The organism is Streptomyces sp. NPDC058812, from assembly GCF_042744565.1.
Taxonomy (GTDB): Bacteria; Actinomycetota; Actinomycetes; order Streptomycetales; family Streptomycetaceae; genus Streptomyces; species Streptomyces thinghirensis.
On sequence record NZ_JBHYOB010000017.1, the window covers coordinates 1 to 13,259 of the forward strand.

Annotated in this window: 11 protein-coding genes and 1 riboswitch; of the genes, 9 read left to right on the forward strand and 2 right to left on the reverse strand. The window is 70.9% G+C overall.

The window, feature by feature from the left end; genetic code table 11:
• Positions 1-566 (reverse strand): LacI family DNA-binding transcriptional regulator (locus tag ACFW48_RS28780; protein ID WP_386319442.1); only part of this gene is annotated, 566 nt, incomplete at its 3' end.
• An 87-nt stretch (positions 567-653) separates the two neighbouring features.
• A complete protein-coding gene (locus ACFW48_RS28785) occupies positions 654-1,610 on the reverse strand; it encodes an endonuclease/exonuclease/phosphatase family protein (RefSeq protein WP_386319444.1) in 957 nt (318 codons plus the stop codon).
• 299 nt (positions 1,611-1,909) lie between these two features.
• Between ACFW48_RS28785 and ACFW48_RS28790 the strand changes: the two genes are divergently transcribed.
• From ACFW48_RS28790 to ACFW48_RS28830, 9 genes are all read left to right on the forward strand, one after another.
• Positions 1,910-3,625 carry a carbohydrate-binding module family 20 domain-containing protein gene (locus ACFW48_RS28790; RefSeq protein WP_386319447.1) on the forward strand — a complete coding sequence of 572 codons (1,716 nt, stop codon included), beginning with the start codon at positions 1,910-1,912 and terminating at the stop codon, positions 3,623-3,625.
• 110 nt (positions 3,626-3,735) lie between these two features.
• Positions 3,736-3,888, forward strand: a riboswitch (cobalamin riboswitch).
• Between the two features lie 100 nt (positions 3,889-3,988).
• Complete coding sequence (locus ACFW48_RS28795; protein WP_386319449.1) at positions 3,989-5,092, forward strand: FecCD family ABC transporter permease; 1,104 nt, start codon at positions 3,989-3,991, stop codon at positions 5,090-5,092.
• Positions 5,092-5,865 (forward strand): ABC transporter ATP-binding protein, encoded by a 774-nt coding sequence (locus ACFW48_RS28800; protein WP_386319452.1) that lies wholly within the window; start codon positions 5,092-5,094, stop codon positions 5,863-5,865. The genes ACFW48_RS28795 and ACFW48_RS28800 overlap by 1 nt, the downstream gene beginning before the upstream one ends.
• Positions 5,866-5,905: 40 nt before the next feature.
• Positions 5,906-6,931 (forward strand): ABC transporter substrate-binding protein, encoded by a 1,026-nt coding sequence (locus tag ACFW48_RS28805; RefSeq protein WP_386319453.1) that lies wholly within the window; start codon positions 5,906-5,908, stop codon positions 6,929-6,931.
• A gap of 118 nt (positions 6,932-7,049) precedes the next feature.
• Positions 7,050-7,835, forward strand: a complete 786-nt coding sequence (locus tag ACFW48_RS28810; RefSeq protein ID WP_386319456.1) for a DJ-1/PfpI family protein — start codon at positions 7,050-7,052, stop codon at positions 7,833-7,835.
• A 331-nt stretch (positions 7,836-8,166) separates the two neighbouring features.
• The gene (locus ACFW48_RS28815) at positions 8,167-11,223 is read left to right on the forward strand and encodes an amidohydrolase family protein (RefSeq protein WP_386319780.1); all 3,057 of its coding nucleotides are present in this window, start codon (positions 8,167-8,169) and stop codon (positions 11,221-11,223) included.
• 131 nt (positions 11,224-11,354) lie between these two features.
• Positions 11,355-11,774 carry an aspartate 1-decarboxylase gene (gene panD, locus ACFW48_RS28820; protein ID WP_386319459.1) on the forward strand — a complete coding sequence of 140 codons (420 nt, stop codon included), beginning with the start codon at positions 11,355-11,357 and terminating at the stop codon, positions 11,772-11,774.
• 33 nt (positions 11,775-11,807) lie between these two features.
• Positions 11,808-12,152: a GNAT family N-acetyltransferase gene (locus tag ACFW48_RS28825; RefSeq protein WP_386319461.1), complete on the forward strand. Its 345-nt coding sequence runs from the start codon at positions 11,808-11,810 to the stop codon at positions 12,150-12,152.
• Between the two features lie 66 nt (positions 12,153-12,218).
• A complete protein-coding gene (locus tag ACFW48_RS28830; protein ID WP_386319464.1) occupies positions 12,219-12,926 on the forward strand; it encodes an aspartate/glutamate racemase family protein in 708 nt (235 codons plus the stop codon).
• Positions 12,927-13,259 lie beyond the last annotated feature (333 nt).

Consider the following 13,259-nt stretch of genomic DNA (forward strand, 5'->3'; position numbering starts at 1 on the left):
GAGGGGCCGAGCACCAGGCCGATGCGCTCGTGCCCGAGCGAGACCAGGTGACGCCACGACTGCTCCACGGCCACGGCGTCGTCGCAGGCGATGCACGGGAACTGGAGATTCTCGATGGAGGCGTTGATCAGCACCACCGGGATGTTGCGCTCGGCGAGCAGCCGGTAGTGGTCGTGCGGGGCGTCGGCCTGAGCGAACAACCCGCCCGCGAAGACGACCCCCGACACCTGCTGCTGCAACAGCAGCTCGACGTAGTCGGCCTCGGAGACGCCGCCCTTGGTCTGGGTGCACAGCACCGGCGTCAGCCCCTGCTGGGCCAGGGCGCCACCGATGACCTCGGCGAACGCGGGAAAGATCGGGTTCTGCAACTCCGGCAACACCAGCCCCACCAGCCGCGCACGCTCACCCCGCAACTGCGTCGGCCGCTCATATCCCAGGACGTCCAACGCGCTCAGCACGGACTGCCGGGTCGCCTCGGAAACACCCGGCTTGCCATTGAGTACCCGGCTGACCGTGGCCTCGCTGACCCCAACCTTCTTTGCCACCTGAGCAAGTCGTCGCGTCACAGCGAAAGGCTAACGCAAGCTCCGTAAGCGGCTTGCTCTCCAAGGCGTATTGGGGTGTTTGCGCGGACTGCGAAGCATGTGCCTCTTTCAGTCCATCCTGACCCGGGCGACGACCGGAAGGTGATCGCTTCCGGTGGCGGGGAGGGCGCGGATGTGGCCGACGGTCGCGGAGCGGGCCATGACCTGGTCGATCCGGGCCACCGGGAAGGCGGCGGGGAAGCTGAGGGCGACGCCCCGCTCGGCCACGTTCAGGTGTGTCGTCAGCGGATCCAGCGCGCGGTCGTCGACCGTGCCGTTGAGGTCGCCCAGCAGGACGACCCGGCTCAGTCGCTCGGCCGCGACGGCGTCTCCCAGCAGGCCGGCGCTCTCGTCCCGCCAGGACGACGCGAGGCCGCTCGCCCCGACGCGGACCGAGGGCAGGTGCGCGACGTACACGGCGATCTCGCCGTGCGGCGTGTGCACCGAGGACCGCAGGCCGCGGTTCCACTCCTCCGTGATGCCCCGGGGCTTGATGTCGAGCGGCCGGGCACCGGTGAGCGGATGCTTCGACCAGAGTCCGACCGTGCCCTGAACCGTCCGGTACGGGTAGTCCGGGGCGAGGGTCTTCTCGTACACGTCGAGTGCCGGCGGCACCAGCTCCTGGAGTGCGATGAGGTCGGGCCCGGCATCGGTCAGCGCACGGGCCGTGCCCGCGGGGTCGGTGTTCTCGTCGCTGACGTTGTGCTGCACCACGACCAGGTCGGCGGCGTCGGGCTCCGGCGCGGGCAGGAGCAGCCCGCCGAAGAGATACGTCCAGGCCGCCAGCGGCAGGAGCAGCGCCACCAGCGCGACGGCCGAACGGCGCAGCAGCGCGAGCGGGAGCAGCACCACGATCACCAGGCCGAGCCACGGCAGGAACGATTCCAGCAGACTGCCCAGCCCGCCCACCGCGTTGGGGACCACCCCGTGGAGCATCAGCAGGGCGGCCGTCAGCACCGCCGCCCCGGCGAGCACTCGCCCCCGCGCCCAGGCCGACCTGCCGCGCGCTTCCGTTCGTTCGACCATCGTTCCCGTCCACTCGTCCTTGCTCGTCAGGACGCCGCACCAGGTGGATCGGGTTCCGGTGAGGCAAGCGCGAACGTTCCCGTGCTGCAAGAAGAAGCAGAAAGTTGCAGAAATGACGCCACGTCACATCCTGGAGTCGGCCTCGTCCGAAGGCTTGACCAGTACCGAACAGTGCCTTTACGGTCACGACCGCAACACCTTGCAGTCATCTTGCAGCAATGTATTGCAAGAGCGTGCCGACTCCCCAGTCAGCCATCGATCGGCATCCAGGACACCCGCATCCTCACACGGGAGACTCCATGCACGGGAGCACCAGCAGAGCGCGAAGAGGCACCGCCGCGGCACTCGCACTCACCGCCGGCGTGGCCGGCGGCCTCCTCACCACCGCGGTACCGGCGCAGGCTTCCCCGCCCGGCGACAGGGACGTCACCGCGGTGATGTTCGAATGGAAGTTCAGCTCGGTCGCCAAGGCGTGCACCGACACCCTCGGCCCGGCCGGCTACGGCTTCGTCCAGGTCTCCCCGCCGCAGGAGCACATCCAGGGCGGACAGTGGTGGACCTCCTACCAGCCGGTCAGCTACAGGATCGCGGGCCGCCTCGGTGACCGCGGACAGTTCAAGAGCATGGTCGACACGTGTCACGCGGCGGGTGTGAAGGTCGTCGCCGACTCGGTCATCAACCACATGTCGGCCGGGAACGGCACCGGAACCGGCGGCTCGTCGTACACCAAGTACAACTATCCGGGCAGCTACTCGGCGCCCGACTTCGACAACTGCACCGCGCAGATCAACGACTACCGCGACCGCTTCAACGTCCAGGAGTGCGAGCTGGTCGGGCTCGCGGACCTGGACACCGGCGAGGACTACGTCCGGGGCAGGATCGCCGGCTACCTCAACGACCTGCTGTCACTCGGCGTCGACGGCTTCCGGATCGACGCGGCCAAGCACATGGCCGCCGGTGACCTGGCCGACATCAAGTCCCGCCTCAGCGACCCGAACGTGTACTGGAAGCACGAGGCCATCCACGGCGCCGGCGAGGCCGTCTCCCCGACCGAGTACCTCGGCAGCGGGGACGTGCAGGAGTTCCGCTACGGGCGCGACCTCAAGCGCGTCTTCAACAGCGAGAACCTCGCGTACCTGAAGAACTTCGGCGAAGCCTGGGGCCACATGCCCTCGGACAAGTCCAACGTCTTCGTCGCCAACCACGACACCGAACGCAACGGCGAGACCCTCAGCCACAAGGACGGTGCCGACTACACGCTGGCACACGTCTTCATGCTGGCCTGGCCGTACGGCAGCCCCGACGTCCACTCCGGCTACGAGTTCACCGACCGCGACGCGGGCCCGCCGAACGGCGGCCAGGTGAACGCCTGCCACAGCGACGGCTGGAAGTGCCAGCACGCCTGGCGTGAGATCTCCTCCATGGTCGGCTTCCGCAACGCCGCCCGCGGCCAGTCGGTGACCGACTGGTGGGACAACGGCGGCGACCAGATCGCCTTCGGGCGCGGCTCCAAGGCGTACGTCGCCATCAACCACGAGGGCTCCTCGCTGACCCGCACGTTCCAGACGTCGCTGCCCGCCGGTGACTACTGCGACGTCCAGGCCGGCAAGGGTGTCACCGTCGACGGATCCGGCCGGTTCACCGCCACCCTCGGCGCCCACACGGCCGTGGCCCTGCACGTCAACGCCCGGAACTGCGACGGTGGCACCGCTCCCGACCCGGTGACCTCCGGCGTGTCCTTCGCCGTCAACGCCTCCACCGACCTGGGCCAGAACATCTACGTGACCGGCAACAGGCCGGAACTGGGCGACTGGAACCCGGGCAGCGCCCTCAAGCTCGACCCGGCCGCCTATCCGGTGTGGAAACTGGACGTGGAACTCCCCGAGGGCACGTCCTTCGAGTACAAGTACATCCGCAAGGACGAGGCAGGAAACGTGACCTGGGAAAGCGGCGCCAACCGCACCGCGACCGTCACCTCCACCAGGGTCACCCTCAACGACACCTGGCGCGGCTGACCCCGCCTGCGTGCCGTGTGGCCGCCCCCCGCCTCCTTCGCGGGGCGGCCACGCCCGCAGGACCCAGCCCTCCGCGCGATGTTCGAACCGGGCGGCACGCGCCCTGTACCTTCCCCATGGAGAGCAGGCGTGGGCGAGGCGCTAAGCTGCAAGCGCCTCGCGGGGGAAGTCCGGTCGAAGTCCGGCGCTGACCCGCAACGGTAGGCGGAGTCCCGCACAGGGTTCCGCAAGCCCGATTACCCGCGGTGGTGAAGCTCCTGTCAATCGCCGTGGACTGCGAGAGGTGCTGCGCACGGCGCCCAGCGCCCGGGCCCGCTCCTTCGAACACGCAGGTGCACGGCCCGAGGCGAAAGCGATCCGCCTGTGGCCACGCTCCGCGACCGAACACCCGTCGTACCGCACCACCGTACGAGCGGCGGGCCCCCGCGACCTCAGCGTGTGTCGTTGCCCCTGCTCGTGACCGGCCTGTGCGTCGCGCTCCCCGTCTCCCTGGCCTGCGGGGCTGGCATCGGGGCGTCGGGGCTCTCGTGGAGCGAGGCGCTGCACTACCTCTGGGCGGGCCTGACCGGTGGGGCCATAGCACCGGACGAGGTCTCCTCCTACACCATCGTGTGGGAACTCCGCTTCCCCCGCGCCGTGCTCGCCGCGGTCGTCGGCGCCGGTCTGGCATCCGTGGGCGTCGCCGTGCAGGCCATGGTCCGCAACGCGCTCGCGGACCCGTTCGTCCTCGGGATCTCCTCCGGCGCGGCCGTCGGAGCCAACGCCGTGCTCATCTTCGGCGCCTTCGGCGCACTCGGTGTCTGGGCGCTGTCCACGGCGGCGTTCGTCTCCGCGCTCGCCGCCATGACGCTGGTGTACGCGATCGCCCGGACCCCGCGGGGGCTGACGCCGCTCCGGCTGGTGCTGACCGGCACCGCGTTGTACTACGGGTTCTCGGCCGTGACGACGTTCATGGTGTTCGCCGCCGAGCACGGTGAAGCGGCCCGGTCCGCGATGATGTGGCTGCTCGGCAGCCTGGGCGGCGCGAGCTGGTCCTCCGTACCGATCGCCGCGGGAGCGGTGCTCGGCGGCCTCGTCCACCTCGGCTGGTCGGCCCGGCGCCTGAACGCCCTCGCCATGGGCGACGAGACGGCTGCCGCGCTGGGTGTGGACCCCGGGCGGCTGCGCAAGGAACTCTTCCTCACCGCCGCCGCCGTCACCGGGGCCGTGGTCGCGGTCAGCGGTGCGATCGGCTTCGTGGGCCTGATGGTGCCGCACGCCGCCCGGATGCTGGTCGGGGCGGACCACCGCCGGCTGCTGGCCGTGGCGCCGCCGGCCGGCGCCGTGCTGCTGATCTGGGTGGACATCCTGTCACGCGTGGTGCTCGCCCCGGCCGAGCTGCCCCTGGGCGTACTGACCGCCGCGATCGGCGTGCCTTGCTTCGTCCTGCTCATGCGCCGCCGTACCTACACCTTCGGAGGCGTGTGATGCGGGTCGACATCGACACCGTCACAGTGGAGATCTCCGGGGCGCGCGTGGTGGAGGACGTCTCACTGCGGGCGGGCAGTGGGCAGGTCGTGGGACTCGTCGGGCCCAACGGCAGCGGCAAGTCGACCCTGTTGCGATGCGTCTACCGGGCCCTGCGTCCCACGGCCGGCGCGGTACGTCTCGGCGGTGACGACCTGGCGGCCATGAGCACGCGCGAAAGCGCGCGCCGGCTCGCCGCCCTTCCGCAGGAAGCGGTCGCGGAGTTCGACTTCACGGTGGCCGAGGTCGTGGCCATGGGCAGACTGCCGCACCAGGGGGCGGTGGCCCGGGAGACCGACGAGGACCGGCGGACGTGTGCCGCCGCGCTGGAAGGAGTCGGCGCCGGCCATCTGGCCCACCGAGGCTTCCTCACGCTCTCCGGCGGTGAGAAGCAACGGGTCCTGATCGCCCGCGCACTCGCTCAGCGGCCGCAGGTACTGGTGCTGGACGAGCCCACCAACCACCTGGACATCGCCCAGCAGTTGGAGGTTCTGTCCCTGGTACGGGCCAGCGGGCTGACCGTGCTCACGGCACTGCACGACCTCAACCTCGCCGCCCTCCACTGCGATCTCCTCCACGTCATCGACGGCGGGCGGATCGTCGCTTCCGGCGATCCCCACGACGTTCTCACGCCCGTCCTGCTGGCCGACGTCTTCGGTGTTCGGGCGCACCGTGTCCCCCACCCGGAGACAGGCGCGGTTCAGCTGCTCTTCGACCGTCTCCCCTCCCAGTAGTCCGCCTTCCCCGGTCCGTCCTCGAAGGAGTCACGCCTCCATGCCCCATCTCGCACGCCCCGCCGCCCTCGCTCTCGCCCTGGTCTTCGCCGTCACCGGCTGCGGGGCTGACGTCTCGCGGGAGGAGGGGAAGGGAGACGGCGCCACCGCGTCGTCCGGCAGCCACTACCCGGTCACGGTCGAGAACTGCGGCGAGAAGAAGACGTTCGACAGGGCTCCGCGGCGCGTGGTCACCAACGACGTGGGAATCACCGAGATCATGTTCGCCCTCGGCCTCGAGGACCACATGGCCGGATACGTCATGCCCGACGACAAGGGCGACCTCACGACGGTGCCGTGGAAGGACGGCTACCAGAAGGCCAAGTGGCTCTCCAAGGAGCGGATCAACAAGGAACTGGTGCTTGCCGCCCGTGCCGACCTGGTCTTCGCGGGCTGGAACTACGGCTTCAACGAAGGCGAGGGTTTCACGCCTGCCGCGCTGCGACGCGTGGGCATCGACTCGTACCTGCTCAGCGAGTCGTGCCGCAACGGACAGGGCAAGGCCCGCGGCGTGATGGCGCCGCTCGACGCGCTGTACACGGACCTGCGGAACCTGGGCAAGGTGTTCGACGTCGAGGACAGGGCCGAAACCCTCATCACCAAGTTCCGCGAGCAGGTGGCCGGAGCACAGGCGAAGGCTCCGAAGGGCGCCGACCGGCCGCGAGTGTTCCTCTACGACAGCGGCGAGGACAAACCGTTCACGTCCGGCGCCTACGCGGGGCCCCACGACATCATCACCAAGGCCGGCGGCGACCACATCATGAAGGACCTCAAGGACAGCTGGACCACCGTGGGCTGGGAGACGGTCGTCGACCGCGACCCCGAGGTCATCGTGATCAACGACTACGGGGACGTCACCGCGGAACAGAAGCGGAAGTTCCTCAAGTCCTACAAGCCGCTCGCGAACGTGTCCGCCATCAAGAACGACCGGATCGTCGTTCTCGACTACGTCGACCTCGTCGAGAGCCCGCGCAACCCCATGGCCATCAGCTCACTCGCGGCGGACCTGAGCAGCCTCGGCTCCTGAACGGGACGGCTCCCGGAGAATGAGCGTGCGCGTTGTCGGGAACTCAGTGGCGGCGCGTGGCGACTGCTTGTTCGTCGGTGCCCCGCCGGGGGGCACGTCTCGGGACAGGGAGTCGGACATGGCAGGGACAGACCGTGATCGGCGCCGGTTACTGCGGACAGTGGTGGCGGGTGGTCTTGGCGCGGGGCTGGTGACGGCCGGTGGGGCGTCGTCGGCGCGGGCCGAACCCGCGGCGCGGGAGGGCGCGGCGGGGGAGGGGGCGGTGCGGGTCGCCGTACTGCTGTACGACGGCTTGACCGCGCTCGACGCGGTCGGACCGTACGAGGTGCTGTGCCGGGTGCCGGGAGTGACGGTGACGACCGTGGCCGAGAGGGCGGGACGAGTCCGTACCGACACCGGCGAGCTGAGCTTGGTGGCCGAGCGTTCCCTGGAGAGCGTGACGCGCGCGGAGATCCTGCTGGTGCCGGGCGGGGGACAGCGCGGCACCACGGCGACGATGGCCAATCCCGTGGTCCTCGACTGGATACGTCGCATTCACCGTAGGACGGTATGGACCACTTCGGTGTGCACCGGATCGTTGATCCTCGGTGCGGCCGGTCTGCTGGACGGCCTGCCCGCCACCACCTACTGGGCCTCCCGCCCCTATCTGGCGGAGGTGGGCGCGGTCTACACCCCGGGGCGCTTCGTGGAAGCCGGGAAGATCGTGACCGCCGCCGGGGTCTCCGCCGGCATCGACATGGGACTGCACCTTGCCGCGCGACTGGCGGGCGACCAGGTGGGCCAGGCCATGCAACTCGCCGTGGAATACGATCCCGACCCGCCGTTCGACACCGGCAGCCCCGAGAACGCGAGTCCCGAACTGCAGCGGTTGGCGCTGCGCCTGCTCGCGGACGCGGCAACGTAGGTCACCGGCACGGTGTCCACCAGACCGTTGCCGAACGAGGCCGAGCGAACCACGTGGGGCACGCGGTTCGAAGCCGCGTGCCCCGGTGCTGGACTTCCATGCCAACGCCGCAGGGTCCCGTGAACCCCTCGACCGGGCATAGCAACTCATGAAGGAGGCGCCCGGTGGCGGGCGCCTCGTACGGCTGGAGGGGTGTGCTGTGAACGAAACGGATTCTGCGACATCACCGGACGAAGCCGAAGCCGAAGCCGAAGCCGGGGCCGGCCGACGGGCGAAGACGTCACCGGTGTCCCGCCGCGGGTTCCTGGCAGGAGCCGGCGCCGCGGTGGCGATGACGTCGTTGGCCGGGCCGGGAGCCGTCGCGGCCGGCCACCGCACCAGTCGCACAGGCAACCTGCGGCTGGGCGCGGGTACCACGTTCGGGGCACGGGTCTCGCCCGACGGCCGGTGGATCGCCCTCGACCTGCTGGGGGTCCTGTGGGTGATGCCGGCGTCGGGCGGACGCGCGCGGCGGCTGACCAGCGACCTGTTCGACATCGCGCAGCCCGACTGGTCGCCGGACAGCGGCAGGCTGGTCTTTCAGTCCTACCGTGACGGGGTCTTCAACCTCTGGACCGTACGGCCCGACGGCAGCGGGCTGCGCCAGTTGACCGAGGGCCCCTTCGACCACCGGGAACCTCGCTGGTCGCCGGACGGGCGCACGATCGTCTTCTCGGGCGACGCGTCGGGCAGTTACGCGATCCAGACGTACGACATCGGCAGCGGACGGGTCGGCGTACTCGCCGACGGCCCCGGTGACGAGTACGAGCCGTCCTGGTCGCCGGACGGCGACCGGGTGGCCTTCGTGGTGGACAACACCCGAATCGAGGTCGTGGACCGCACCACCGGCCGACGCGGCACCCGTGTCACCGTGCCCGCCGGACAGGTGATCCACCAGCCGGAATGGAAGCCGGACGGTACCGGCCTGGTCCACCACCTGACCTACGACGGGCGCTGCGATCTCATGATCGGTGACACGCCCCTGGTGGATGACCAGGAGACGTTCCCGTTCAGGGTGTCGTGGCTCGATCGTGAGCGCTTCCTCTACACCGCGAACGGCCGGATCCAGGTGCGGTCACTCCACGGCTCAGGCACCCGGACCATCGGCTTTTCCGCCGCCGTCACCACCCGGAGGCCGAGGTACACCAGGCGCCGGACCGACTTCGAGAGCACCGGTCCGCGGCCCGTGCGCGGAATCGGGAGCCCGGTGCTGTCCCCTGACGGAGAGCACGTCGCCTTCCGCGCGCTCAATGACATCTACGTCATGAAGCTCGGCCGTGCGCCGCAGCCGTTGACCCGCGACCACTGGTGGAAGTGCGGCCCCGCCTGGTCGCCCGACGGGAAGCGACTGGCGTACTCGACGGACCGGGGCGGGACGCTCGACATCTGGATCAGGGATCTCGACACGGGCCGGGACCGGCAACTGACCGGACTCGGTACCGGGGCGGCGGTGTCGGCGGCGTGGTCGCCCAGCGGACAGGAGATCGCCTTCCTGGACCAGGACGGCGCGCTGTGGACCGCCGACGTGGCGAGCGGCGACGTGCGCCGCGTCTTCACCGCGACGTTCGAGCCCGGAAGACCCACCTGGTCCCCCGACGGCAGAACGATCGCCCTGGCAGCCGTGAAACCGTACTCGGCCAGGTTCCGTGAAGGGCTGAGCGAGATCCTGCTCGTCAACCGGACCACCGGGCAGGGCAGATACGTCGAGGCCGTGGCCGGCCGCTCGATCCAGACCCGGGGAGACGACGGACCGGTCTGGTCCCCCGACGGCAGGCGCATGGCGTTCGCGGTCGCGAGCGTCCTGTACACCGTAGACGTCGCCGCGGACGGAACGCCGGTCGGTGAACCCCGGCAGATCACCGGCGAAGTGACCGACGCGCCCTCATGGAGCGGCGACTCGAAGCACCTCCTGTACCTGAACAACGGCAGGCTCCGCCTCCTACCGGCGGACGGCGGGCGTCCGCGCACCGTCGCCGTGCCGCTGACGTGGACCGCCGTCCGGCCGCCGGCGCGCACCGTGGTCCACGCGGGCCGGATGTGGGACGGCCGCCGCCAGGAGATCCGGCGCGATGTCGACATCGTCATCGAAGGACACCGGATCAGGGCCGTGGAGCCGCACTCCGACGGCCGGGCGGGCGAACACATCGACGCGCGCGACCGGCTGGTGATGCCCGGACTCATCGACATGCACCACCACCGGGAGATGCAGGGCTACGCCTACGGCGACCGGCAGGGACGGCTCTGGCTCTCCCTGGGCGTGACCACCACGAGGTCTCCGGGGAGCCCCGCCTACCACATGGTCGAGGAGCGCGAGGCCACCCGGTCCGGCGCCCGGATCGCGCCCAGGTACTTCGCGACGGGCGAGGCGGTCGACGGGCCGCGCATCTACTACAACTTCATGCGCCCCACCTTCACCGACGCGCAGCTCAAGCTCGAACTGGAGCGCGCGAGGAGCCTGGAGTACGACCTCATGAAGTGCTACGTCCGCCTGCCGGTCGTGTGGCACAAGCGCGTGGTCGCCTTCGCGCACGGCGTCGGCATCCCCGTCACGTCGCACTACCACTACCCGGCCATGGCGTTCGGCGGTGACGGGATGGAACACACGGGGGCGACGAACCGCTTCGGCTACTCGCGAACCGTGACACCGCTCGGCACGGGCTACTCCGACGTCACCGCGCTCTTCGTGGCGTCGGACATGGCCCGAACACCGACCCTGTTCGGTTCGACCACCCTGTACCGGGAGGACAAGTCCCTGGTCGAGGACCGCCGGGTGCGGACACTGAATCCGCCGTGGCGGATGGCCGCCCTCCGGGAGAGCGCCGACGCGGCGAGCCGGACCGACCAGACCGCGCGGCGTGCGAACCTCCAGGCGCAGGTCCGGCAGGCCCTCGACATCTTCCGCGGCGGAGGCCGGATCGTCCTCGGCACCGACGCCCCGATCGACCACGCGGCAGTCAGCCTGCACATGAACCTGCGTGCCATGGTCACCTACGGGTTCACCCCGTACGAGGCACTGATGACCGCGACGAGCCTGGCGGGCGAGACATTGCACGAAGACGTCGGCCGGATCGCACCCGGCATGTACGCCGACCTCGCCGTCGTCGACGGTGATCCGCTCACCGACATCAAGGACGCCGCCAACGTCGGACAGGTGCTCGTGTCGGGTGTCGCGCACACCGTCGATTCCCTGATGCAGCCGTTCTCCGGCGCCCCGGTGGCCGGCTACCGGAAGCCGGACGGGGGCGGCACCGTGCTGCCTCCCGTGCCCGAGCACCCGGCCAACGGCAAGTTCTGGTGGCACGGGCACCAGTACGTGGAAGAGGCACGGCACGCCTGCTGCAGCGGGTGAGGAGGGCCGCGCGTGCGTCGGGCCGAAGCGATGTTCCTTCGGACCTTCGAGTCCCAGGCGTCCCAGTGTAGAGTGAAGAACGCCCTTGACCTGCACAAAGCAGGCAGGGAGCCGTCTTCCAGGAGTCCAAAATGCTGCGCACTCTGCTCAAGTCCAAGATCCATCGCGCCACCGTCACCCAGGCCGACCTGCACTACGTCGGCTCGGTGACCGTCGACGCCGATCTGCTCGACGCCGCCGATCTGCTGCCCGGTGAGCTCGTGCACATCGTCGACATCACCAACGGTGCGCGGCTGGAGACGTACGTCATCGAGGGTGAGCGGGGTTCCGGCGTGATCGGGATCAACGGGGCCGCGGCGCACCTCGTCCACCCCGGCGACCTGGTGATCCTCATCAGCTACGCCCAGGTCACCGACGCCGAGGCGCGGTCGCTGCGGCCGCGGGTCGTGCATGTGGACGGCGACAACCGTATCGTCGCCCTGGGCGCCGACGCGTCCGAGCCGGCGCCGGGCTCCGACCAGGAGCGCAGCCCGCAGGCCGTGTCGGGCTGACGTATCGAACCCGCGCGGACGAGGAGCGTGGCCGTGAGCGACATCGAGATCCGTGAAGACCGGGCGGCGGGCCGTCTGGAGGCGGTCGCGGGCGGCGAGGTGGTCGGACGTATCGAGTACTTCGTCCTGGACGCCCCCGAGCGCGCCCTCGTCCCCGTGCACACCGTCGTCGAGCCGGCCCACGAGGGCCAGGGCGTCGCGGGCTCGCTCGCGCGTGAGCTGTACGCCGTCGCGCGGGGCGAGGGCGTCGCCGTCGCCCCGCTGTGTCCGTACGTCGTGAAGTGGGCCGAGCGCCACCCGGACGAGGCGCCCGCGGCCGATCCCGAGCTGCTGCGCGCGGCGAAGGAGTGGCTCGTGGCGCATCCCGGGCGGTTCTGAACCGAGGATTTCCGAAGATCACGAGGGCCTGCGGCGAACACGAGGGCCTACGACGAAGGGGCGTCCGTGCTGGCGCTGTTGCACACCTCGCCCGTGCACGTCCCCGTCTTCGACGCCCTGCGTGACGAGGCGCACCCCGGGCTGGAGCTGCGCCATCACGTTGACGCCGAGCTGCTGGAACGGGCGCGCCGCGAGGGGCCGGAGGCCGTGGCGGACGCCGTGCGGGCCGTGCTGCGGCAGGCCGTCGCCGAGGGGGCGCGGGCCGTTCTGTGCACCTGCTCGACCATCGGCGGTGTCGCCGAGGCGGCCGCCGACGGGGCCGGGGTGCCGGTGCTGCGGGTCGACCGGCCGATGGCCGCCGCCGCGGTGGCCGCGGGTCCGCGCGTCGTCGTCCTCGCCGCCCTGGAAAGCACGTTCGCGCCGACCGCGGCACTGATCGGGGAGGAGGCCCGGCGCTCCGGCCGCCCCGTGGAGGTGCGGACCCTCCTGGTCGACGGTGCCTGGCCGCGGTTCGAGGGCGGCGACACCGAGGGCTACCTGCGACTGGTGGCGGAAGCGGCCGACGTTGTCTCGGATGCCGACGCGATCGTCCTGGCCCAGGCGTCCATGGCGCCGGCCCGGGAACTGACGAAGGCCACTGTCCCGGTGCTGGCCAGCCCCGCGCCGGGACTGGCCGCCGGGGCGGCGGCGGCGCGTCTCGGACAGCACTCGCCGCCGCCCCCGTCACCCGGCACGGTGGGCCACCCGGGTCCGGCCGTTCACGCGGGGGAGTGAGTGGGGAGGCGGCCGTCGGGTAGGCGGGGGACAAGTCCAGAGCCGATGTCGACCGACTGGCCGGAGGACAGCGCCATGACGAACCCGTATCCGGATCCCGTCCCGCCCGGGCCCACCCCGGGACCCACTCCCGGCCCGGACCCGGAGCCACAGCCGCACCCCGACCCGGTGCCGTCCCCGGACCCCGCCCCGGCGCCCCCGCAGCCCGGCCCCGGCCCCGAGCCGACACCCCCGCCACCGCCCCCGGGCCCCGGCCCCGAGCCGACACCTCAGCCTCCGGGCCCAGGCCCGCAGCCGACGCCACCGCCCCCGGGCCCGCCCGAGCCCTCTCCG

Excerpts from the sequence above, each read along its gene's own strand:
- ACFW48_RS28790 (WP_386319447.1), top strand. The coding sequence starts at position 1,910 with ATGCACGGGAGCACCAGCAGAGCGCGAAGAGGCACCGCCGCGGCACTC.
- panD (WP_386319459.1), top strand. The coding sequence starts at position 11,355 with ATGCTGCGCACTCTGCTCAAGTCCAAGATCCATCGCGCCACCGTCACC.
- ACFW48_RS28810 (WP_386319456.1), top strand. The coding sequence starts at position 7,050 with ATGGCAGGGACAGACCGTGATCGGCGCCGGTTACTGCGGACAGTGGTG.
- ACFW48_RS28800 (WP_386319452.1), top strand. The coding sequence starts at position 5,092 with ATGCGGGTCGACATCGACACCGTCACAGTGGAGATCTCCGGGGCGCGC.
- ACFW48_RS28805 (WP_386319453.1), top strand. The coding sequence starts at position 5,906 with ATGCCCCATCTCGCACGCCCCGCCGCCCTCGCTCTCGCCCTGGTCTTC.
- ACFW48_RS28785 (WP_386319444.1), bottom strand. The coding sequence starts at position 1,610 with ATGGTCGAACGAACGGAAGCGCGCGGCAGGTCGGCCTGGGCGCGGGGG.
- ACFW48_RS28815 (WP_386319780.1), top strand. The coding sequence starts at position 8,167 with ATGACGTCGTTGGCCGGGCCGGGAGCCGTCGCGGCCGGCCACCGCACC.